Raw genomic sequence first — 21247 nt, forward strand, 5'->3', positions numbered from 1 at the left:
GCATGAGCGCGACGGGCAGCTTGCGGCGGCGGAGAGCAAGGCGGTCGAGGCGGCGGAGGCGGCGGAGCGGGCCTGGGACGAGGCGGAGGAGCGACGCGAAATGGCGGCCCAGCTGCGCGGCCTGCAGCCGCTTCGGCCGCTGTTGGCCGATGCCGACCGGGCGAACTGCGACGCGGCGGAGGCCGCAACGGCGGTCGACCGGGCGGCGGCAGCCTGGGACGTGGCCCGGCTTGCGGTGGAGGACGCAACCGCCCGCCATGGTGAAGCCCGGCGACGGTTCGAGGATGCCCGCTCGGCCGAGATGAAGGCCGAACCCGACCTTGAACGCGCGGCCGATCTGGATGGACGGATCGCGCTGCTGGCCGGCGAGCAGGAGACTGCCGAGGCAGCGGCGAAGGTGGCGGCGCAGCGAGCCGGGGCGGCACGGAAGACGGTGCGCGACATCGAAACCACGCTGTCGGCGGCGCGGAACGACGTGACGAGGCTGGAGGTCTGGCTGCGGGAGCAGGCCGGCCTCGCTGCGGTGGCCGGGCAGTGGGAGCGGTGGGACCGGCTGCTGGCGCGCGCCGTCGTCGACACGCGGACCGGCGAGGCGGCGGAACGGGAGCGCGGGCGGCTGGAGCGGGAGCTTGCGGCGACCGCCGCCACCGCCGAGGTGGCGGACGCCCGGCTGGCGGAAGCGCGCGAGCGCTGCCAAGCGGCGGAGCGCGCGCTGGAAAGCCTTCGGGGCGAGTCGGTGCCGTCGCTGGAGGAGGCGCGGCAGGCGCGGGCCATTGCGGGGGCGCGGCGGGAGGGGCTGCTGGCGCTTCTCGCCACCGGCGAAGCTCGGCAGCGGCTGGCCGCCGAGCGCGACGCGGCGGAGGGTGAGCGGCTGCGGCTGATGGACGAGGCGGAGCGCGACGGGACGGCGGCGCGGGAACTTGCCGAACGCCGAACCGGGCAACGGGCGGCGGTCGAGGAGGCTGAGCGTACTCTGCAACGGCTGATGCTGGCCCAGCGCGAGGATGTGGAAAGCCTGCGCGGGCGGTTGGTGGAGGGAGAGCCCTGCCCGGTCTGCGGATCGGCCGAGCATCCCTGGGTGGAGGCCGGGGCGACTCCGCTCGGCCGGGTGACGCAGGATCAGGAAAAGCGACTTGCCGAACTGCGTGAAGCGCTGGCCGCAACGGTCGCCCGCCATGCGGCGCTGGAGGCGGCCGAAGCGGCGGCACACAAGGGCACCGAGGGACTGACGGCCCGTCTCGCCGCCATGGCGCGGGAAGCCGACGGACTGAACCTGCGCTGGACGGAGCAGGCGACGGCGGCAGGATGGCAGGCCGAGGACGGCACGCTGGCCGACATCCGCAAGGCGGTCGAGGAGGTGGACCGGCGGCTGGCGGCCATTGCGGCCGACGAGGAATGGGCACTCGACCATCGCAGGCGGGTGGATGCCGCTCAACAGGAACATCGGCGGCTCGAAACCGCGGCGGCCGGGCTGGCGGCGGAGTGCGAGGCGAACCGTCAGCGGCTGGCCGACGGACGGCAGGCCTTGGCGCTGGCGGTGGCGGCCCTGGAGCGGGCAATGGCAGATCGGGACGCCGCCCTGGCCGAATTGGATGAGGGATTGGCGGGGGACGCCGACTGGCGGGTGCGGCTGGAGCGGGAGCCGGACGGATATCGTGCCGCATTGGCGGCGCGGGTGGCCGAATACCGGGAGAAGAGCGACACGCTGGCCCGTGCCACACGCGAGGTGGAACGGTCCACCGCCGAGCTGGCGGTGCAGACGGCGGAGGTGGACGCCGCGCTGCGGGCCGAGGAGGAGGCGCGCAAGCGGGCGGACGATCTCGCCGGTCGGCTGGCGGAGGCGCGGGCAACGCGGAGCGCCCTACTGGGCGGGCAACCGGTGGCAGTGGTGCGGAAGACACTGGCCGGGGCGCGGCACGAGGCCGAGGCCCTGGTGGAGAAAGCCACGTTCGCACGGCAGGACGCCGTCGCGCGGCTGTCGGCGGCGGAGCGTGAGCGCGAGACCCGGGGCGAGGCGGCGCGGCAGTGCGCCGACAAGGCGCGGGCGGCCGTCGAACGCCTGGAGCGCGCGGCGGCGGAGCGCGGCGTCGGGTTGGATGAGGTTCGCCGGCTACTGGCCACGGCGGAGAGCGAACTGGAGGCGGAAGAGCTGGCATTGGCGGTGCTGGAGCGGGCGCGCGGCGACGCGGCGCTGGTGGTGGCCGAGCGGCGGCGGCAGCGCGCCGATCACCACGGCGCGGGCGGGCCGGCGCTGAGCGCCGAGGAGGCCGGCACCATTGCGGAGAGCACCCGCGCGGTGCTGGAGCGGGACCGCGACCGGCTGGGCTCGGCACGTGGACGGCTGGAGGCCGATGACGGAAACCGGCAGCGGTTGGCCGGGCTGCGGGTGGAGATCGAGGCGCAGCAGGCGCGCTGTGCGCTGTGGGGCAAGATGGCGCAGCTGATCGGCTCGGCGAACGGGCAGAAGATGCGCAACTTCGCCCAGAGCCTGAGCCTGGACCTGCTGCTGACCCACGCCAACCGGCATCTGGAGGACCTCGCCCGCCGCTATCGGCTGGAGCGGGTGGCGGGGGCCGATCTGGAAATCCAGGTGGTCGACCGCGAGATGGGCGATGAGCGGCGCGGTGTGCACAGCCTGTCGGGCGGCGAGCTGTTTCTGGTGTCGCTGGCCCTGGCGCTCGGCCTGTCGGCGATGGCGGCGGGAACTGCGGGTGGGATCGGAACGCTGTTCATCGACGAGGGGTTCGGCACGCTCGATCCGGACAGCCTGGACGTGGCGCTGTCCTGCCTGGAGGCCCTACAGGCCGGTGGCCGTCAGGTCGGCGTCATCAGCCATGTCCCGGCGATGGTCGAGCGTATCGGCACGCAGATCCGCGTGATGCCACTGGGCGGCGGGCGCAGCCGCGTGACGGTGCAGTCGGTGGCGGGGACGGCGCTGGGCGTGGCGATGGAGGAGGTGGAGGGGGTTTGAGTGGGGGCAAGTGCTGCCCGCCCCTCACCGCCCCCGCTTGGCCAGGAACGCCAGCCGCTCCAGCGTGTGCACGTCCTGCTCGTTCTTCAGCAGTGCGCCGCACAGCGGCGGGATCAGCGTGCGGGCGTCCTTGGCGCGCAGGGTCTCGGGGTCGACGTCCTCGACCATCAGCAGCTTGATCCAGTCCAGCAACTCGGACGTGGACGGCTTCTTCTTCAGCCCCGGAACTTCGCGCAGGTCGTAGAACAGGTTCAGCGCCTCGCGCAGAAGCGCGGATTTCAGGCCGGGGTAATGGACCTCGACGATGCGTTCCATCGTCTCGCGGTCGGGGAAGCGGATGTAGTGGAAGAAGCAGCGGCGCAGGAAGGCGTCCGGCAGTTCCTTCTCGTTGTTGGAGGTGATGATGACGATGGGGCGCTTGGCCGCCTTGATCGTCTGGCGGGTCTCATAAACGTGGAACTCCATGCGGTCGAGTTCCAGCAGCAGGTCGTTGGGGAACTCGATGTCGGCCTTGTCGATCTCGTCGATCAGCAGGACCGGAGACTCCGGCGCCTCGAAGGCCTCCCACAGCTTTCCGCGGACGATGTAGTTGGCGATGTCGTGGACCTTCGCCTCGCCCAGTTGGCTGTCGCGCAGGCGGCTGACCGCGTCGTATTCGTAAAGGCCCTGCTGCGCCTTGGTGGTCGACTTCACATGCCAGGACAGCAGCGGCTTGTTCAGCGCGCGGGCGATCTCCACCGCCAGCACCGTCTTGCCGGTTCCGGGTTCACCCTTCACCAGAAGCGGCCGCTCCAGCGTGATGGCGGCGTTGACCGCCACCATCAGGTCGTCGGTGGCGACATAGCGGTCGGTTCCGGTGAAGCGCATGGGCCTGCTCCCTCAAGCGACGATGGTTCGGTCCACGATAAACAGGGCGGCGAGGAATTTCGCGGTCAGAAAAACGGCCCCCGAAGCGATCCGGAGGCCGTTTTTCTGTTCGATCAGGAGGCCTTCTTGGCCGCGATCGCCTTTTCGATGGCCTCGACCGCCGCCGGAGCCAGCGAGGCGTCGGGGCCGCCGGCCTGCGCCATGTCCGGCCGGCCGCCGCCGCCCTTGCCACCCAGCGCCTCGGCGCCGACGCGGACCAGATCGACGGCGCTCAAAGACCCGGTCAGGTCGTCGGTCACGCCGATGACGATGGAGGCCTTGCCCTCGTTGGACGCGATCAGCACCACGACGCCGGAGCCGACCTGCTTCTTCAGTTCGTCGGCCATCGGCTTCAGGTCCTTGGCCGGCAGGCCTTCGACCACGCGGGCGGCGAACTTCACGCCGGCGATGTCCTTGGCCTCGTTGCCGCCGTCGGCCTTGGCACCGCCGCCCCCCATCGCTCCACTAAGGGCAACCTGCCGGCGCAGCTCCGCCAGTTCGCGCTCCATCTTGCGGCGCTCCTCGACCAGGGCCGCCACACGGGACGGGACCTCGTCGGGCTTGACCTTCAGGACGCTCGCCGCCTCGGTCAGCAGATGGTCGCGCTCGGACAGCCACGCCTTGGCGCCGGTGCCGGTCAGCGCCTCGATGCGGCGGACACCGGCGGCGACGGCGCCCTCGGAGACGATCTTGAACACGCCGATGTCGCCGGTGCGGCGGACATGGGTGCCGCCGCACAGCTCGATGGAGTAGTCGCGGTCGATCTCGCCATGCGGGCCGCCCATGGAGACGACGCGGACCTCGTCGCCGTACTTCTCGCCGAACAGAGCCATGGCGCCCTGGGCGCGGGCTTCGTCCGGGGACATCAGGCGGGTGATGACCTCGCTGTTGGCCAGGACGCGGCGGTTCACCTCGTCCTCGATGGCGGCGATGTCGGCGGCGGACAGGCCGGTCGGCTGGCTGATGTCGAAGCGCAGGCGCTCCGGCGCCACCAGCGAGCCCTTCTGGGTGACATGGTCGCCCAGCCGGTGGCGCAGCGCCTCGTGCAGCAGGTGGGTGGCGGAATGGTTGGCGCGGATGGCGGCGCGGCGCTCGGTGTCCACGCGCAGCTCGACCACGTCGCCGACGCTCAGCGTGCCCTTGGTGACGGTGCCGACATGCGCCCACACCGCGCCCAGCTTTTTCAGCGTGTCGGAAACCGCGACCTCGGCCCCGCCGGCGGAGAAGATCACGCCGGCGTCGCCGACCTGACCGCCCGATTCGCCATAGAAGGGCGTCTGGTTGACGACGACCATCACCTGATCGCCGATGGCAGCGGCCTCGACGCGGGCATCGCCCTTGACGATGGCGGTCACCTTGCCCTCGGCCACCTCGGTGTCGTAGCCGAAGAACTCGGTGGCGCCCAACTCGTCCTTGATCTCGTACCACAGCTTCTCGGTGCCGACCTCGCCCGAGCCGGCCCAGGATTCGCGAGCCTTGCGGCGCTGCTCGTCCATCGCCGCCTTGAAGCCGGCCTCATCGACCGCCCGGCCCTGGCCGCGCAGAACGTCCTGCGTCAGGTCGAGCGGGAAGCCGTAGGTGTCGTACAGCTTGAAGGCGACGTCGCCGGCCAGCGGCTGTCCCTCACCCAGATGGCCGACCTCGTCCTCCAGCAGGCGCAGGCCACGCTCCAGCGTCTGCTTGAAGCGGGTCTCCTCCAGCTTCAGCGTCTCGACGATCAGGGCGCGGGCGCGGTTCAGCTCCGGATAGGCGTCGCCCATCTGCTGGATCAGCGCCGGGACCAGACGGTGCATCAACGGCTCGCGCGCGCCGATCATGTGGGCGTGGCGCATGGCGCGGCGCATGATGCGGCGCAGCACATAGCCGCGGCCCTCGTTCGACGGCAGCACGCCGTCGGCGATCAGGAAGGCGGTGGAGCGCAGATGGTCGGCGATGACGCGGTGCGACACGGCATGCGCGCCGTCCGGCGAGGTCTTGGTCGCCTCCGCCGACGCCATGATCAGCGCCCGCATCAGGTCGATGTCGTAGTTGTCGTGCTTGCCCTGCAGGACGGCGGCCAGACGCTCCAGCCCCATGCCGGTGTCGATCGACGGCTTGGGCAGCGGCACCAGATTGTCCGGACCCAGCTGTTCATACTGCATGAACACGAGGTTCCAGATCTCGATGAAGCGGTCGCCATCCTCGTCCGGGCTGCCCGGCGGGCCGCCGGCGATGGACGGGCCATGGTCGAAGAAGATCTCGGAGCACGGGCCGCAGGGGCCGGTGTCGCCCATGCGCCAGAAATTGTCGTCGGTCGGGATGCGGATGATGCGGTCGTCGGACAGGCCGGCGACCTTGCGCCAGATCGCCGCCGCATCCTCGTCGGAGGTGTGGACCGTCACCAGCAGCTTGTCGGCCGGCAGCCCGTATTCCTTGGTGATCAGGTTCCAGGCAAACGCGATGGCGTCGTCCTTGAAGTAATCGCCGAAGGAGAAATTCCCCAGCATCTCGAAGAAGGTGTGATGCCGCGCGGTGTAGCCGACATTGTCCAGGTCGTTGTGCTTGCCGCCGGCGCGCACGCATTTCTGCGAGGTGACGGCGCGCTTGTACGGCCGCGTCTCGGCACCGGTGAAGACGTTCTTGAACTGGACCATGCCGGCGTTGGTGAACATCAGCGTCGGGTCGTTGCGCGGCACGAGCGGCGACGAATCGACTTTCTGATGGCCCTGCTTGGCGAAGAAATCCAGGAACGTGCGACGGATGTCGTTGGCGGTCTGCATACGGTCAAGGCTCCGGGTGCGCGGCTGCGGCCTTCCATTGGCCGAACCGTGCTTTTAGCGCGAGAATGGCGGCATGTCCACGACGGACGGATTATTACCCTGCGTCACGGCAGACAAAAGGGGCGGATGAATGCCCGGCCGGCTATTGGGCTTCCGCCTCGGCCCGCGCCTTTTCGATCCGGCGGCCGACGATGATCGCGACTTCATAGAGAGCGATCAGCGGCAGCGCCAGACTGACCTGGCTGATGACGTCCGGCGGAGTCAGCACCGCCGCGGCGACGAAGGCACCGACGATGGCATAGCGCCGCTTCGATGCCAGGGCGTCGGTGCTGATGATACCGACGCGGACCAGCAGGGTCAGCAGCACCGGCAGCTGGAACGCGATGCCGAAGGCGAAGATCAGCGACATCACCAGATGCAGGTATTCGCCGACGCGCGCTTCGAACTCGATGGGAAGGGCGTTGCCGTCACCACCGGGATGGAATTCGAATCCCAGGAAGAAGCGCCAGGCCATCGGGAAGATGAAGTAATAGACGATGCCGGCGCCGGTCAGGAACATCACCGGCGTCGCCACCAGGAAGGGCAGGAACGCCTTGCGCTCGTGCTTGTACAGCCCCGGCGCCACGAACATCCAGATCTGGGCGGCGATGATGGGGAAGGAGATGAAGCAGCCGGCCCAGAACGCCACCTTCACATAGGTGAAGAAGGCTTCCGTCAGGCCGGTGTAGATCATCCGCCGCCCCTGCCCCGCCAGCAGGTCGGCCAGCGGCTGAACCAGGAAGTTGTAGATTTTGTCAGACACCGCATAACACAGCAGGAAGGCGATCAGGATTGCCCCGATCGACCACATCAGCCGGTTCCGCAACTCGATCAGGTGATCGATCAGCGGCATCTTGCTGTCTTCGAGTTCGTCCTGCTGCGTTTCGCCGGTCATGGCCCGTCTTTATCTTCAGGTCTGCTTGTCGGTCGGCTGGGCGGAGGCCACGGCATCCGGCCGCGGGGCCGGAACCGGCTGCGGTGGCTCGGTGGTGATCGGCGAAGGGGCCGCCGAAGGCGCCACGCTGTCCGTCACCGCCGGAGCGGAGGGCGGCGGCGCCTGGGGCAGGTCCGGCTCCGGGGTGCTGCCCTGATGGCCGTTCAGCCCGACATCGAAGCTCTTGGGATCGAAGGCCTTGCCCACCTCCCCCTTGGGGTCGATGGTGTCCTCCATCATCTTCTTGATGTTCAGGTCACGGGTCTTCAGCGCTTCCTTGCGAAGCTCGTCCAACTCGGTTTCCCGCATCATGTCGTCGATGTGGGTCTGGAACTCGCGCGCGACGCCTCTGGCCTTACGCACCCATTTGCCGAGCGTGAAGATCGCCTTGGGCAAATCCTTGGGTCCGATGACCACAAGGGCGATGACGGCGATCACCATCAGTTCGGACCAAGCGATGTCGAACATGTTCTTCCGGCTTCACGAATGCGGTGGGCAGGGTCGGCGCGCGGCGTTCCGAACGGGCGCCCGCGCGCCCGCCGGTCAGTTGCGGACCGCTTCGTCCTTCTTGGCCGCGGTATCGGCCGTGTTGGCCGGCTGGTTCGGGATGGTCTTGGCATTGCTGCCGGGCGCGGCATCGTCGCTGTCGTCCTGCAGTCCCGCCTTGAAGGACTTCACGCCCTTGGCGAGATCGCCCATCACCTTCGGCAACTTACCGGCGCCGAACAGCAGAAGAACGATCAGAAGAACGATGATCCAGTGCCAGATGCTGAAAGAACCCATGGCGCGCCTATCACGTTTGAACGGCCTTAGCGGCGGGGCGGCACTATGGCAGAAAGGCCGTGGAGCCGCAACGTTCGCCCCACCATCCTTAAACGGTTGTCATTGAGCTTTCACGGGAATTCGCGCAGCACACCCCTAAAAACGCGGTCCCGGCCGGAAGTCACGCGTCCTCGTCGGTCCCCAGCGCGCTGTCGTCGCCGGTGGTCCCCAGCCCAAGCAGCACCGGGCGGCTGTCCAGCAGGCCGGCGGCGCGCAGGTCGTCGACGCTGGGCAGGTCGCGCAGGGTCTCCAGCCCGAAATGGTCGAGGAAATGGTCGGTGGTGATCCAGGTCAGCGGCCGGCCCGGCGTCTCCCGCCGCTTGCCCGGCCGGATCCAGCCATGTTCCATCAGCAGGTCCAGCGTGCCCTTGCTGGTGGCGACGCCGCGGATGGATTCGATCTCGGCCCTGGTCACCGGCTGGTGATAGGCGATGATCGCCAGCGTTTCGATGGCGGCGCGGGAGAGCTTGCGCGACACCTCCTCCTCCCGCCGCAGCTCGGGCGCCAGATCGACCGCGGTGCGGAAGGCCCAGCCGCCGCCGGTGCGCACCAGATTGACGCCGCGCGGGGCGTAATGGGCGCGCAGTTCCTCCAGCAGCGGGCCGACCTCCGTCCCGATCCGTCCGGCCAGCGTCTCCTCGTCCAGCGGCTCGGCCGACGCGAACAGCAGCGCCTCCAGCAGGCGCAGCCTGCCGATGCGGGCCTCCGCCTCGCGGGCGTTGATGACTTCCTTAATCATGGGACTGTGCTTCTTCCGAATTATCGCCGCCCTGGGGATTGCCGGAGCGCCCGCGGACGTAGAGCGGGGCGAAGGCGCCCTCCTGGCGCAGTTCCACCCGGCCGGCCTTCGCCAGTTCCAGCGTCGCCGCGAAATGGGCGGCCAGCGCGGAGCGGGTCAGCAGCCCGCCGCCCTCCCCGCCCGGCAGGAAGCTCGCCAGCGTCGCCCAGTCCGGCATGCGGCCCAGCAGGGCGGACAGGCGCCGCACCGCCTCCTCCATCGAATAGAGGCGGACCGGGGCGATGTGCAGGACACCGGCGTCCTTGCGGGCGCGCTGTTGCCCATAGGCGCGCAGCAGGTCGAACAGCGTGACCTCGTAGACCGACTTGCGCTGCTGGTCCAAATCCTCCGGCGCGCCGCGCGGGTGGACGTCGATGCCCAGGCGCGGACGGGCGAACAGCTTCTCCGCGACCCCCTTCATCGCCTCCAGTCTTTGAAGCTGGAAGGCGAGCGCCGCCGCCATATCCTCGCCGGACGGCTCCTCCCCCTCCGGTTCGGGCAGCAGCAGGCGCGACTTCAGATAGGCCAGCCACGCCGCCATCACCAGATAGTCGGCCGCCAGTTCCAGCCGCACTTTCCGCGCCTCCGCCACAAAGCGGAGATACTGGTCGGCCAGTTCAAGAATGGAAATGCGCGTCAGGTCGACCTTCTGGTCACGCCCCAGCGCCAGCAGCATGTCGAGCGGCCCCTCGAAGCCGTCAAGCACCAGCAGAAGCTGCTCCGACGGCGATGCCTCCGCGGCAGCAGTGGTTTCGCCCACGCGCCCCGCCGCCAGATCGGCCACGAGATCAGCCATATGATCGCTTTCAGTCGTTGCCGGTCAGGATGCGGATGAAGTCGATCACCGCATCCACGGGCGGGCCCAGCACCCAATGCATGACGCTGAGGTCCATGCCGATCTGCCGCCCAAGCATCGGCAGCAGGAAGAAGGCCGCCATCAGGATCAGCAGCCCGAAACGCTCCAGCTTCGCCAGCGGCAGAGCCAGGAAGTCCGGCAGGATGCCGACCGCGACCCGCCCGCCGTCCAGCGGCGGCAGCGGGATCAGGTTGAACACCATCAGGATGACGTTGACCAGCACCGACACCTCGGCGGCGGAACGGATCCACAGCTCGATCATGCTGTTTTCCGGATTGACCAGCCGCCACAGCACCGCCGACGCCACCGCCAGCAGGAAGTTGGTCCCCGGACCGGCCAGCGCCACCCACACCATGTCGCGGCGCGGATGGTCCAGCCGGGCGAAATTGACCGGCACCGGCTTTGCCCAGCCGAAGACGAATCCGGTGGTGAAATACATCAGCGCCGGCAGCAGGATCGTCCCGAACGGGTCGATATGGCGGATCGGGTTGAAGGTGACGCGCCCAAGGCGATAGGCGGTGTCGTCGCCCAGCCTCCAGGCGACGAAGCCGTGTGCCGCCTCGTGAAAGGTAATGGCGAGGATGGCCGGCAGGGCCACGGCCGTCACCTGGAAGATCCATTCCTCCATCGTCCGCTCCCGTCCGTCAGGCTTGGGCCGTGCCGAGAAGCTCGGCCAGCCGTGTCGTCAATGCCGCGATGTCCGCCGGCTCCGGCGCGTGGCGCATCGCCTCCGCCCGCGCCCAGCGCTCGGCCGCGGCCCCGCTCAGCACCGGCACGGCGTCGGTCAGCGAGCGCATCTCGGCCAGATCGCCGTTGCAGTGGAGCACGACATCCATGCCGGCCGCCAGCACCGCTTCCGCCCGCGACCTCGGGTCGCCCTGCAGCGCGTTCATCGACAGATCGTCGCTGAACAGCAGACCGCCGAAGCCGATGGACGGCCCCCGCACCACCTCGCGCACCACGATGGCGGAGGTGCTGGCCGGAGCATTCGGGTCGATGGCCTTCAGCACCACATGGGCCACCATCGCCAGCGGCAGGTCGGCCAGCGCGCGGAACGGGGCGAAGTCGGTGGCTTCCAGCGTCGCGCGGTCGGCCTCCACCACAGGCAGCTCGGCATGGCTGTCGGCGAATGCGCGGCCATGGCCGGGGATATGCTTGACCACCGGCAGCACGCCGCCGGCCAGCAGCCCGTCGGCGGTGGCACGGGCCAGCGCAATCACCAGGGCGGGATCGCGCGAGAAGGCGCGGTCGCCGATGATGTCATGCGCACCCTCCACCGGCACGTCGCAGACGGGGGCGCAATCCACCGTGATGCCGACCTCCGTCAGCATATGGGCAAGCAGCCGGCCGTTGATCCAAGCGGCCTCTTGGGCGGCATCGCGCCCGCCGGCGGCATCGCGTCCGGCGAGCGTGCCGAACACGCCCATCGGCGGGTGGGCCGGCCAGTGCGGCGGGCGCATGCGCGCGACCCGGCCGCCTTCCTGGTCGATCAGCACCGGGGCATCGGCTCGGCCGATGCTGGCGCGCAGATCGGCCACCAGCCGGCGCATCTGGTCGCGGCTGTCGCAATTGCGGCGGAACAGGATGAAGCCGAGCGGATCGGCGTCGCGGAAGAAGGCGGCCTCATCGGCCGTCACCTCCAGCCCGGCGCAGCCGAAGACGACCGCGCGCGGACGGTCAACCGCATTGGGACCCACGGAAGCGGAGCCCACAGACTCAGGGACGGACAACCACACACCCCACATTCTGTGCGCGCAACTGGGCGCAGACCGACTTGGCCCGCGCCTCGTCGGCGCCGGCGCCCTGCACCCGGTAGAAAATGCCCTTCGGCCCGAGATCGACCTTCGCGACATGCATCGACAGGCCGCCCAGCGCATCGGAGTGGCGTCCGGCCAGACGGCGCCATTCGGCCGCAGCCTCGCCTTCGCTGCGCACCGACGCCAGCTGAACCCGCCAGCCGCCGCTGCCGCCGACAACGGCTGGTGCCGCCTTCGCCGGCTGAGGCGCCGCCTTGGCCGGGGCGGCCGGCAGCGAGGCGGCCTCCAGCTTGGCGATCAGCTGTCCCATCGACGGAGCGGCCGTCTGCTGGACCGGCGGCGGAGCGGGCGGCTTCGCCGTGGAGGCCTGCTGCTGAGTGACCGGCTTGGGCGGAGCGGCGGGGAGGGGCTGCTGCGGTTTGGCGGCGACGCTGGCCGGTGCCTGGCTGGATTGCGTCTGAACCGGCGGCGCGGCGGCCGGATCCGCGGTGGACAGGCCGGGCGCCGGCTCCGGCGCGGTCAGCGGGGTGGCAGCCGCGACCGCCGCCGCGACGCTGTCGCGCGGTACGGTGGCGGTGGCGCCCGGCGGCAGCTGGGCCACCGACGGGACCGACGGCAACGGCACCACGGCCGGCATCTGCGGCGTCACCACCGGGCGCGGCAGCGGCACCTCCGGCGGCGGCAGCAGCCGCTCCACCTGATTGCCGCGCCCGCCGTCATGGTCGCGCAACCGCTCATAGGCCAGGATGTCCTGGTGCGGAACCTCCATCCCACCGGGCTGGTCGGGACGCGACTTGGCCGGGGTGGCATCGGCGGTCAGCAGCGGCGGGCCGTCGCCGGACAGCCGGTCATGCCCGCGCAGGGCCACCACCGCCGTACCGGCGAAGGCAACGACGCCGACCACGGCAAAGCCGAGCGCCAGCAGCCCGCGCTTGCTCGCGGCCTGTCGGGGCGGCATCCCGTAGGGATTGGCCGCGTAGTTGACGTCGCCGTCGTACCTCATGAACGCAGTTCCTCCACCGGTTCGACACCCATCACCTTCAGACCCGACGCGATGACCGTCGCCACCGCGGCGATCAGCGCCAGACGGGCCGTCGTCAGCTCCGCATCGCCCTCGATCAGGAAGCGCAGCGAGGCATCGTCGCGGCCCCGGTTCCACAGCGCGTGGAAGTCGCTGGCAAGATCATAGAGGAAGAAGGCGATGCGGTGCGGCTCATGCGCCTCCGCCGCCGCCTCGACCACGCGCGGCCAGGTGGCCATGCGCTTGGCTAGCGCCATCTCCTCCTCCGCATCCAGCCGGGCGAGGTTGGCCGAGGCCGCCAGCGCCGCCGGAGTCTGGTCCAGTTGCGGCAGCGCCGTCGCGGCGTGGCGCAGGACCGAACGGCAGCGGGCGTGGGCGTACTGCACGTAGAAGACAGGGTTGTCCTTCGACTGCTCCGTCACCTTGGCGAAGTCGAAGTCCAGCGTCTGGTCGTTGCGGCGGGTCAGCATGATGAAGCGGACCACATCCTTGCCGACCTGATCGATGACGTCGCGCAGGGTCACGAAGGTGCCGGCACGCTTGGACATCTTCACCGGCTGACCATCCTGCATCAGATGGACCAGCTGACAGAGCTTCACGTCCAGTTCGGCCTCGCCGCCGGAGATCGCACGCGTCGCCGCCTGCATGCGCTTGACATAGCCGCCATGGTCGGCGCCCAGAACGTCGATCAGCGAAGCCGCGCCGCGCTTGTACTTGTCATAGTGATAGGCGATGTCGTTGGCGAAATAGGTGAAGGAGCCGTCCGACTTCTTCAGCGGCCGGTCGACGTCGTCGCCGAAGTCGCTGGACTTGAACAGGGTCTGCGGGCGCGGCTCCCAATCCTCGGGCTTCTTGCCCTTGGGCGGCTCCAGCACGCCGGTGTAGATCAGGCCGCGTTCCTCCAGCGCCGCCAGCGCCGTCTGGACGGCACCCGCCGTCACCAGCGCGCGTTCGCTGCTGTAGACGTCCATGGTGACGCCGAGAACGCCGAGATCCTCCTTGATCCAGTCCATGATCATGGAGATCGCGAAATCGCGGCAGGCCGGCAGCCATTCGGACTCGTCGGTGCCGACCCAGCGGTTGCCGTCGCGCTCGGCCAGGGCCTGACCGACCTCCTTCAGATATTCGCCGGGATAGAGGCCGGCCGGGATCTCGCCCACCTCCTCGCCCAGCGCCTCGCGGTAGCGGATGAAGGTGGAGCGGCCCAGCACGTCGACCTGGGCGCCGGCATCGTTGATGTAGTACTCGCGGGTGACGGCGTAACCAGCCTTTTCCAGCAGCGAGGCCAGCGCGTCGCCGAACACGGCGCCGCGGCCATGGGCGGCGTGCAGCGGGCCGGTCGGGTTGGCCGACACATACTCCACATTGACCGGCGTCCGGCCACCCAATTCGCTGTCGCCATAGGCGGTGCCGGCGGTCAGCACGTCGCGGATGCGGTCGCGCCAGACGTCCGGCGTCAGGCGCAGGTTGACGAAGCCCGGACCCGCGATCTCCACCGACGCCACGTCGGCGCGGCCCTTCAGCTTGGCGACCAGCATCTCCGCCAACGCGCGCGGCGCCATCTTCGCCGGCTTCGCCAGGATCATGGCGGCGTTGGTGGACAGGTCGCCATGCGAGGCCTCGCGCGGCGGCTCGACCGTCAGACGGCTGCTGTCCAGCCCGGCGGGGATCGCACCCTCGGCGGCCAGCTCTTCCAGCAGCTTGCGAATATCGGTCTCGAAGGCCTTGAAAATATTCATCGTCTCAGGTCGTCTTTTCAGGAGGTCACAGGAGCCGTCCGGCTCAGGTCTTCACGTGTCAGGTTTTCACATGCAGGTCGAACAGCCGGTCATGTTCGGCCAGCGCGTAGCGGTCGGTCATGCCGGCGATATAGTCGGCCACATGGCGGGCGCGTACCGCAAGGTCGGCGTCGCCGCCTGCCTTCGATATGTCGCGCTGCCATTCGGTCGGCAGGGTGTTGGGCTCGTCCATGAACAGCTCGAACAGGGCGCGCACCACGCGCTTGCACTTGCTCATCTCGCGGTTCACGCGATAGTGCCGGTACATGCGCTGGCGCAGGAAGGCGCGCAAGGGCCGCTGCGCCTCCAGCATCCCGTCGGAGAAGCTGACCATGGCCAGCGGCAGGGCGCGCAACTCGGCGGCGCTGCCCGGCTTGTGCTCCGCCAGCCGCCGCCGCGTCTCCGTCACCAGATCGACGACCATGGCGTTGATCATCCGCCGCACCGTCTCGTGGATCAGGCGCGAGCGCTCCAGCCCCGGATAACGGTCGCACACCTCGCGGATGATCGGGCCGACCAGCGGCAGCTCCGCCACCTCCTCGACCGTGAACAGGCCGGCGCGCAGGCCGTCGTCGATGTCGTGGTTGTTGTAGGCGATGTCGTCGGCCAGCGCCGCCACCTGCGCCTCGGCCCCCGGATTGGTGTGCAGTTCCAGATCCCACTCGCCCTGGAAGGCGGCGATGGTGGTCGGCAGGCGATGGCCGGGAAGCAGCGGCAGCAGCGGGCCGTTGTGCTTGACCACGCCCTCCACCGCTTCCCAGGTCAGGTTCAGCCCGTCGAACTCGGCATAGCGCCGTTCCAGCCGCGTCAGGATCCGCAGGGTCTGGTCGTTGTGGGCGAAGCCGCCGAACGGCTCCATGCAGGCGTTCAGCGCGTCCTCGCCGGCATGGCCGAAGGGGGTGTGGCCAAGGTCGTGGGCCAGCGCCACCGCCTCCGCCAGATCCTCGTTCAGGCCCAGCGTGCGGCAGATCGACCGCGCGATCTGCGCAACCTCAAGGCTGTGGGTCAGCCGGGTGCGGTAATAGTCGCCTTCGTGATACACGAAGACCTGCGTCTTGTGCTTCAGCCGGCGGAAGGCCCCGGAATGCACGATTCGGTCGCGGTCGCGCTGAAAGCACGAGCGCGTCGGGCTTTCAGGCTCCGCCGCCAGCCGCCCGCGCGTGTCCGCCGGGTTGCAGGCAAAGGGAGCCAGCCGATCGTGGGAACAGTCCGCCGTCATGGGGCGGACACTACCGGCGGGAAAACGCAGGCGCAACGGCGAAGGCGTGCTATGCCCCGCCCCCCGGCGCCGGCGGCGGACAAGCGTGCCAGAAGCGCAACGGTTTGGCGCATTGGTGCCCATACTTTGACGAAGCCCCCGATCCCCCTTACATTTGTCGCAACTCCCGCACCGCACCAGAGGGGCCACCCCATGCCCGACACCGCACTGCCCACCGATGCCCGCGTCCTCGGCGTCAGCGAAAGCGCCGCCAGGCGCGTCGCCTTCCTGATCGAGCAGGAGGGCAATCCCAACCTGATGCTGCGCCTGACCGTCTCCGGCGGCGGCTGCTCCGGCTTCCAGTACGGCTTCACCTTCGACGAGACCGCGACCGACGAGGACCATGTCTTCGAGAAGGACGGGACGAAGGTGGTTACCGACGACGCCTCGCTCGACCTGCTGGCCGGCGCGACGCTGGATTATGTCGAGGACCTGATGGGCGCCGCCTTCCAGATCAAGAACCCGAACGCCACCGCATCCTGCGGCTGCGGCAACTCCTTCGCGGTCTAAGGCCGCGGTCTGAAGCCGGATAACGAAAAGAAAAGGCAGGCCTGTTTCGTGAAGATCGCCACCTGGAACGTCAACTCGGCGAAGGCCCGCCTTCCGCTGATCACCGACTGGCTGCGCACGGCGTCCCCGGACGTCGTGCTCTTCCAGGAAATCAAATGCGAGACTGCCGCCTTCCCGGCCTCGGCCTTCGAGGATCTCGGCTACCACGTCAATGCCGTCGGGCAGAAGGCCTACAACGGCGTCGCCTTGCTGTCCAAGGCCCCGGCGGAGAACCTGCTGACCCGCCTGCCGGGCGAGCCGGAGGACGAGCAGGCCCGCTATGTCGAGGCCACCGTGTCGGGCGTGCGCATCGCCTCGCTCTACCTGCCCAACGGCAACCCGGTGCCGGGCGAGAAATTCGCCTACAAGCTGCGCTGGATGGATCGGCTGTACGAGCATGCCCGGACCCTGCTGGCCCAGGAGATCCCGGTGGTGCTGGGCGGCGATTACAACATCATCCCCGAGGCGCGCGACGTCTATTCGCCGCAGGCATTCGCCGGCGACGCGCTGTTCCGCCCGGAATCGCGCGCCAAGTTCCGCGCCCTGCTGAATCTCGGCCTGACCGAGGCGTACCGCGCCCTGCATGACGACGACCGCGCCTATACCTTCTGGGATTATCAGGCCGGCGGTTGGCCGCGCGACAACGGCCTGCGCATCGACCATTTCCTGCTGTCGCCGCAGGCCGCCGACCGTCTGGCCGGCTGCACCATCGACCGCGGCCCGCGCGGCCTGGAAAAGGCCTCCGACCACACCCCCGTCATCCTGGACCTGCGCGACGCCTGACCGCGGCTGTGGAATCCGCGTAACAAAAAAGCATTTTGTTAAAACTTTCGCTTCTAGGATGACCTCGCGCGCCGGACGACAACCGGGCGGGCGCGGTCATCGGGGGAGCGACGGGCAGGCATGGCGTGGGGGCGCGACAACGGCCGGGAACGGGTGAAGTCTCTGCTGGCGGCATTGGAGCGTCAGGCGACCGAGGCCTCCCAGCTTGCCGAGCGCGCCCAGCGCGACATGGGCGACGACCGCTTCGCCTCCTTCCTCGACTTCCGCCGCAAGGTGGAGGAGATCCGCGCCCTGTTCGCCCTGACCGAGGAGCATCTGCACGGCGTCGACGAGTCGCGCCTGTCGGACCTCCGTGCCGAATTCGAGCGGATGGATCTGCTGCTGACCCGCATGCTGGTGCGGGCGATGCGCAATTACTTCTCCGGCATGCGCGAGGATCAGGTCCTGCCCATCGGCGCCCGCGAGTTGTTCGAGCCGGAACTGCGCAGCATCGACCAGACCCGCACCCGCCTGCTGGGTCCCCGCTATGCCGACCGCGTGGCGCCGGAGATTCTGGACGATCTGGACGCCACGGCGGAGTTGATCCGCAAGACGATAGCCCGCGCCCCCAGCCTGCCCGACTTCTCCGACAGCCCCAGCCCGCCCAAACCAACCCGCCGCCTGCGCACCCTGGGCCGCCCGATCCGGAATTGAGGGGGCAAATCGCAGCAGCCTTCGCGCGACACTTGACCCACCGCGACGCATTCGCTACTCCCGTGGGCCGAAGGATGGGTGGCCGAGTGGTTTAAGGCTCCAGTCTTGAAAACTGGCGTAGGTGCAAGCCTACCGTGGGTTCGAATCCCACCCCATCCGCCACCACCACAAAAATTTCGAATTCAAATTTTTCTCCGCACGCCGGCGTCAGCAGTGGTTCGCTATGGCCGCAGGGCGAATTTGCTCGTCCACGGTGGCCTCGCTCCCATTGCATTCGTATTTGAGTGATCAGAAAAGGATCAAAGTCTTGCAACCGGCCGCGGTAAAGGAATATAAGCATGTCTGGTGACCCTACCGGACGAGGCATCCATGCACCAACCCCAAGTGCGTAGCCGCCAAACCTCCAACCTCAGTGACCGCGCCGGCAACGGCCTACCCAACAACCCGAAGGACATTCTCTGGGTGAAGGAAGCACTCCGCCGCCTTGGCCGCTACAATCACGGTAGCGCACCCAATCCCTACATTGACCGCTCGTTGAACGAGGCGATCTTGAATTATCAGCGGGATCGTGGATTGCGTCGCGACGGCGTCTTGGTACCTGGCGGAGAGACCGAATGCGCGCTGTGCGTTGAACTTGCCCGCTTGTTCGGGAGGGCCCGCCGATGAGTCCCATCTACAATCTGTACGGCGTTTCCGACGACGAGTTCAATCAATCGGCGGAAGACAGCGCCAATGAATTCATGGACATCGCGGAGGGGCTTTTTGATCTGTTTGGATATGACACCGCCGCCGACAACCTGCGCCGCTACCGGTCGGGCGAAGGCGGAACGGAGTCCTATACGGCGGAGGAGATGAGCAAACATCCAGCCTACGACGACGCCATCGACCACAACCGAACTATGTTTGAGAGCAACACTTTTACGGGCATGACTAAAAAGCCCGGTGTCAGGGAAAAACTTCTCGGATTGCAGGACGGACAATCAGCATCATTTCAAGACAACTGGGACAGGAATATCAACTCATTTAACACGTATAATTTCAGCCGGCCATCGACGTATTTTTCCTTTGGCCGCAGCGGCATTCGGTCAGATGGAGATTTCACGGCCACCCGGAACGGTGACTATCTAACTATTTCTGGCAACGTGCTAAATCGACTGGGTGATGAAAAGCACGACACCGAAGAGTTCGATTTTAATCCCGGCCAAATCGGCAGTCCCGAAGCGCGCGTGCTTGAGAGGGCGGGATTGGCAAAACCGTTTGCGATGGACTACCGGAGACGGCAGACTGTCGAAGCGCAAGCGCGGTACGAACCCGATGGGACGATAACGCTACTCAAAGCCTTATGGGGATTGCTCGAATGACGCGGTGGGGCGGCCGGCGGTGGCTGGTGGTCGTCGGATTTCCGGTCGCCCTTGTCCTTACGCTGATCTATGCGCCTATCGAGCGCTATCGGCCCTCTTGTGGAGGCTGGAAAGTCCGCCATTACTTCGATGGACCGATGCGGCAGGTGTTCGTCGACAAAATGACGGAGGCAATGGCGGAGGATGGCTTTCCCCATATTCGTGTTGGGGATAGCGTCTTCATCAGATTTCATGATGTTGATGACTTTATCATCAACAATGACTGGAAAATCGCCGAGGCGATTGGTCTGGGTTACGGTCCAGGCAATAGCAGGTTTACTCCCCCGCCCATCCTTATAGATATCATGGATAAGGCACGACAGGCAGTGGAAGGTGACCCGTCACTTTCTGAGACAAAAAAGAAAAGGGAGGCGAATTTTCTTTTCAGAGATGACTGCGAACTGATTAGAGCCGCAGCGATCCGGATCGAGGACATGGCACCGGCAGATCTGCTTCGCTATGTCCCCAAGTCACCACTCCCGCCGCAATGCACGCCCTACAACATGCGGGGGTGGCGCAGGGACTGTGGCGCGGTGGTCCGCGGCAACACGGTCATTACGCCGGCGTCGCGTTGACTGGACAGAAGATCGGAAAAGCGCGGCAAGACGTTTGAATTCCGTTTTCCTCAGCCCTCTCCCAACCCTGCCGCCAAACCGCATACCTTCATATGACCCCCGCCCTTTTGCGCCTCCCCGATTGCTCTGCTAGCGTCCAATCCGGGTTACGGAAGGGGCGCGGACCATGGGACTCATCAGCTTTCTGAAAAAGACGGCCGCCGGTCATACCGACCGGCAGAAGCAGGCGCGGTACGACCGTGCGAACGCGCGGGCCAACGAGTACATGGAGGTGGCGCAGTGGTATGCCGAGGAAGGCGACGGCAACCCGCGCATTCTGCAGAATTATCAGGAACTGTCGGCTCTGCCCTTCCGCCAGGGCCATGCGGCGGTGCTGGTCGGCTACCGCAACGACATCACGCGCAAGCTGGGCCATGCCGCGCACATCGGCACCCGGCAGAATCCGTGGATCTCCGCCTTCCTGCGGCCGGACGACGGCACCGTCTATTGCGCCTATGTGCTGCTGCGCGACGACAACCAGCAGTTCGCGCTGATGAAGGCCTACTGGTTCCTGTCCGGCAACGAGACGGAGGCCGGATACAAGCGGTCCGTTACCGGCGTTATCTGATCCATTTCGCAGGAAAGTCGCGCACATGCCGAACATCGCCGATCTGGTCGCGAACCCGGAAAGCTTCCTCAAGAACAACCTGATCTGGATCCAGTATCAGTCCTACCAGCCCAACTACCGCGTCGGCGGCGTCAAGAGCTTCAGCCTCAGCGACGACGGCATGACCTGCACCCGCAAGGGCACCGGCATCGTCTCGCAATTCTCGACCAAGAACGTCGATGTCTGGTCGGTGCGCTACGACCAGGGCAACCGGCCGGGCAGCTGGAACGCCTACTGGCTGCCCTACGACCAGGACTTCAAGCATCTCGTCGTGTTGGAGGACGAGGCTGACGTGATGTTCACGCCAACGATGGACGGCTGCTCCTTCGGCTTCAGCGACCATGGCGGCGGCACCTACTCCGCCTCCCACGGCAATCTGCAGACCGCGGAAGGACGGATCGACGAGGCCGGACTGCGTCAGGGCATGCGCATGCACGGCACCACCCTGCACAAGTCGCAATACATGAACGTGCCGGGCACTGACGCGGTGAAGGTCACGCTGGTGGGCGTCCGCAACGGCAAGAAATGGCGCTTCTTCTATCAGCAATACATCGACCAGATGGGCGCCTTCACCCTGCTGAAGGTCGCGCAGGTCAAGAGATAGGGCATTCCAGGGGGCGCGCCGCGCCCCTCCCCCATTCCCACTCAAGACAGTCCGGTTCCGCCTTGCTACAGTCCCTGTTCCTCGGACCTGTCCCGAACGGCTTGATCCGCAAGACAGA

General features: G+C 67.6%; 21 protein-coding genes and 1 tRNA gene (1 of these 22 running past the window's edge). 10 read left to right on the plus strand and 12 right to left on the minus strand.

The window, feature by feature from the left end; translation table 11 throughout:
• Positions 1 to 2971, plus strand: the 3' portion of a protein-coding gene (locus PWS46_RS19720) for an AAA family ATPase (protein ID WP_434622219.1). The gene continues 791 nt to the left of window position 1, outside the view; 2971 of the gene's 3762 nt are visible here — the last part of the coding sequence; its start codon lies off the left edge, out of view; it ends in the stop codon at positions 2969 to 2971.
• Positions 2972 to 2995: 24 nt separating this feature from the next.
• Here PWS46_RS19720 and PWS46_RS19725 read toward each other — a convergent pair whose 3' ends face one another.
• The 12 genes from PWS46_RS19725 to PWS46_RS19780 form a co-directional block, all read right to left on the minus strand.
• Positions 2996 to 3838, minus strand: coding sequence for an AAA family ATPase (locus PWS46_RS19725; RefSeq protein ID WP_434622221.1), 843 nt, complete (start codon positions 3836 to 3838; stop codon positions 2996 to 2998).
• A 113-nt stretch (positions 3839 to 3951) separates the two neighbouring features.
• Positions 3952 to 6636, minus strand: a complete 2685-nt coding sequence (gene alaS / locus PWS46_RS19730; protein WP_434622223.1) for an alanine--tRNA ligase — start codon at positions 6634 to 6636, stop codon at positions 3952 to 3954.
• Positions 6637 to 6778: 142 nt separating this feature from the next.
• Complete coding sequence (gene tatC, locus PWS46_RS19735) at positions 6779 to 7570, minus strand: twin-arginine translocase subunit TatC (RefSeq protein WP_434622225.1); 792 nt, start codon at positions 7568 to 7570, stop codon at positions 6779 to 6781.
• A gap of 15 nt (positions 7571 to 7585) precedes the next feature.
• Positions 7586 to 8077, minus strand: a complete 492-nt coding sequence (gene tatB / locus PWS46_RS19740) for a Sec-independent protein translocase protein TatB (RefSeq protein ID WP_434622227.1) — start codon at positions 8075 to 8077, stop codon at positions 7586 to 7588.
• 75 nt (positions 8078 to 8152) lie between these two features.
• Positions 8153 to 8392, minus strand: a complete 240-nt coding sequence (locus PWS46_RS19745; RefSeq protein WP_434622229.1) for a twin-arginine translocase TatA/TatE family subunit — start codon at positions 8390 to 8392, stop codon at positions 8153 to 8155.
• Between the two features lie 160 nt (positions 8393 to 8552).
• Positions 8553 to 9170 (minus strand): SMC-Scp complex subunit ScpB, encoded by a 618-nt coding sequence (gene scpB / locus PWS46_RS19750; protein ID WP_434622231.1) that lies wholly within the window; start codon positions 9168 to 9170, stop codon positions 8553 to 8555.
• Positions 9163 to 10005, minus strand: coding sequence for a segregation and condensation protein A (locus tag PWS46_RS19755; RefSeq protein ID WP_434622233.1), 843 nt, complete (start codon positions 10003 to 10005; stop codon positions 9163 to 9165). Before PWS46_RS19755 ends, scpB begins: the two co-directional genes overlap by 8 nt.
• Before the next feature lie 10 nt (positions 10006 to 10015).
• Positions 10016 to 10693: a site-2 protease family protein gene (locus tag PWS46_RS19760; protein WP_434622235.1), complete on the minus strand. Its 678-nt coding sequence runs from the start codon at positions 10691 to 10693 to the stop codon at positions 10016 to 10018.
• A gap of 16 nt (positions 10694 to 10709) precedes the next feature.
• Entirely contained in the window at positions 10710 to 11810 is a 1101-nt protein-coding gene (gene nagZ / locus PWS46_RS19765; protein WP_434622237.1) for a beta-N-acetylhexosaminidase, read from the minus strand.
• Positions 11782 to 12825, minus strand: a complete 1044-nt coding sequence (locus PWS46_RS19770) for an SPOR domain-containing protein (protein ID WP_434622239.1) — start codon at positions 12823 to 12825, stop codon at positions 11782 to 11784. The genes nagZ and PWS46_RS19770 overlap by 29 nt, the downstream gene beginning before the upstream one ends.
• Positions 12822 to 14582, minus strand: a complete 1761-nt coding sequence (gene argS / locus PWS46_RS19775; protein WP_434622241.1) for an arginine--tRNA ligase — start codon at positions 14580 to 14582, stop codon at positions 12822 to 12824. The genes PWS46_RS19770 and argS overlap by 4 nt, the downstream gene beginning before the upstream one ends.
• A 58-nt stretch (positions 14583 to 14640) precedes the next feature.
• Positions 14641 to 15840 (minus strand): deoxyguanosinetriphosphate triphosphohydrolase, encoded by a 1200-nt coding sequence (locus PWS46_RS19780; RefSeq protein WP_434622243.1) that lies wholly within the window; start codon positions 15838 to 15840, stop codon positions 14641 to 14643.
• Positions 15841 to 16032: 192 nt separating this feature from the next.
• Between PWS46_RS19780 and erpA the strand changes: the two genes are divergently transcribed.
• From erpA to PWS46_RS19825, 9 genes are all read left to right on the plus strand, one after another.
• Positions 16033 to 16389, plus strand: a complete 357-nt coding sequence (erpA, locus tag PWS46_RS19785; RefSeq protein WP_434622245.1) for an iron-sulfur cluster insertion protein ErpA — start codon at positions 16033 to 16035, stop codon at positions 16387 to 16389.
• Positions 16390 to 16437: 48 nt separating this feature from the next.
• Positions 16438 to 17211 (plus strand): exodeoxyribonuclease III, encoded by a 774-nt coding sequence (gene xth / locus PWS46_RS19790; RefSeq protein WP_434622247.1) that lies wholly within the window; start codon positions 16438 to 16440, stop codon positions 17209 to 17211.
• 120 nt (positions 17212 to 17331) lie between these two features.
• On the plus strand, positions 17332 to 17904 hold the full coding sequence (locus tag PWS46_RS19795; RefSeq protein ID WP_434622249.1) for a hypothetical protein: 573 nt from the start codon (positions 17332 to 17334) through the stop codon (positions 17902 to 17904).
• A gap of 72 nt (positions 17905 to 17976) precedes the next feature.
• Positions 17977 to 18066, plus strand: a tRNA-Ser gene (locus PWS46_RS19800).
• A gap of 207 nt (positions 18067 to 18273) precedes the next feature.
• Positions 18274 to 18570: a peptidoglycan-binding domain-containing protein gene (locus PWS46_RS19805; RefSeq protein WP_434622251.1), complete on the plus strand. Its 297-nt coding sequence runs from the start codon at positions 18274 to 18276 to the stop codon at positions 18568 to 18570.
• Positions 18567 to 19265 (plus strand): hypothetical protein, encoded by a 699-nt coding sequence (locus tag PWS46_RS19810; protein WP_434622253.1) that lies wholly within the window; start codon positions 18567 to 18569, stop codon positions 19263 to 19265. Before PWS46_RS19805 ends, PWS46_RS19810 begins: the two co-directional genes overlap by 4 nt.
• Positions 19262 to 19879, plus strand: a complete 618-nt coding sequence (locus PWS46_RS19815) for a hypothetical protein (protein ID WP_434622255.1) — start codon at positions 19262 to 19264, stop codon at positions 19877 to 19879. The genes PWS46_RS19810 and PWS46_RS19815 overlap by 4 nt, the downstream gene beginning before the upstream one ends.
• Positions 19880 to 20045: 166 nt before the next feature.
• Complete coding sequence (locus PWS46_RS19820; RefSeq protein WP_434622257.1) at positions 20046 to 20486, plus strand: hypothetical protein; 441 nt, start codon at positions 20046 to 20048, stop codon at positions 20484 to 20486.
• Between the two features lie 25 nt (positions 20487 to 20511).
• Entirely contained in the window at positions 20512 to 21129 is a 618-nt protein-coding gene (locus PWS46_RS19825) for a hypothetical protein (protein ID WP_434622259.1), read from the plus strand.
• Positions 21130 to 21247: the final 118 nt, after the last annotated feature.

This window comes from Azospirillum sp. B2RO_4 (genome assembly GCF_051124815.1).
Taxonomy (GTDB): Bacteria; Pseudomonadota; Alphaproteobacteria; order Azospirillales; family Azospirillaceae; genus Azospirillum.

Bases quoted from the DNA above. Each gene is read 5' to 3' on its own strand.
- PWS46_RS19820 (WP_434622257.1), top strand. From the start codon at position 20,046: ATGGGACTCATCAGCTTTCTGAAAAAGACGGCCGCCGGTCATACCGAC.
- PWS46_RS19810 (WP_434622253.1), top strand. From the start codon at position 18,567: ATGAGTCCCATCTACAATCTGTACGGCGTTTCCGACGACGAGTTCAAT.
- nagZ (WP_434622237.1), bottom strand. From the start codon at position 11,810: ATGTGGGGTGTGTGGTTGTCCGTCCCTGAGTCTGTGGGCTCCGCTTCC.
- tatC (WP_434622225.1), bottom strand. From the start codon at position 7,570: ATGACCGGCGAAACGCAGCAGGACGAACTCGAAGACAGCAAGATGCCG.
- PWS46_RS19795 (WP_434622249.1), top strand. From the start codon at position 17,332: ATGGCGTGGGGGCGCGACAACGGCCGGGAACGGGTGAAGTCTCTGCTG.
- PWS46_RS19825 (WP_434622259.1), top strand. From the start codon at position 20,512: ATGCCGAACATCGCCGATCTGGTCGCGAACCCGGAAAGCTTCCTCAAG.
- PWS46_RS19760 (WP_434622235.1), bottom strand. From the start codon at position 10,693: ATGGAGGAATGGATCTTCCAGGTGACGGCCGTGGCCCTGCCGGCCATC.
- PWS46_RS19815 (WP_434622255.1), top strand. From the start codon at position 19,262: ATGACGCGGTGGGGCGGCCGGCGGTGGCTGGTGGTCGTCGGATTTCCG.
- alaS (WP_434622223.1), bottom strand. From the start codon at position 6,636: ATGCAGACCGCCAACGACATCCGTCGCACGTTCCTGGATTTCTTCGCC.
- PWS46_RS19745 (WP_434622229.1), bottom strand. From the start codon at position 8,392: ATGGGTTCTTTCAGCATCTGGCACTGGATCATCGTTCTTCTGATCGTT.
- PWS46_RS19805 (WP_434622251.1), top strand. From the start codon at position 18,274: ATGCACCAACCCCAAGTGCGTAGCCGCCAAACCTCCAACCTCAGTGAC.
- PWS46_RS19755 (WP_434622233.1), bottom strand. From the start codon at position 10,005: ATGGCTGATCTCGTGGCCGATCTGGCGGCGGGGCGCGTGGGCGAAACC.
- erpA (WP_434622245.1), top strand. From the start codon at position 16,033: ATGCCCGACACCGCACTGCCCACCGATGCCCGCGTCCTCGGCGTCAGC.
- PWS46_RS19770 (WP_434622239.1), bottom strand. From the start codon at position 12,825: ATGAGGTACGACGGCGACGTCAACTACGCGGCCAATCCCTACGGGATG.
- PWS46_RS19725 (WP_434622221.1), bottom strand. From the start codon at position 3,838: ATGCGCTTCACCGGAACCGACCGCTATGTCGCCACCGACGACCTGATG.
- PWS46_RS19780 (WP_434622243.1), bottom strand. From the start codon at position 15,840: ATGACGGCGGACTGTTCCCACGATCGGCTGGCTCCCTTTGCCTGCAAC.
- argS (WP_434622241.1), bottom strand. From the start codon at position 14,582: ATGAATATTTTCAAGGCCTTCGAGACCGATATTCGCAAGCTGCTGGAA.
- tatB (WP_434622227.1), bottom strand. From the start codon at position 8,077: ATGTTCGACATCGCTTGGTCCGAACTGATGGTGATCGCCGTCATCGCC.
- scpB (WP_434622231.1), bottom strand. From the start codon at position 9,170: ATGATTAAGGAAGTCATCAACGCCCGCGAGGCGGAGGCCCGCATCGGC.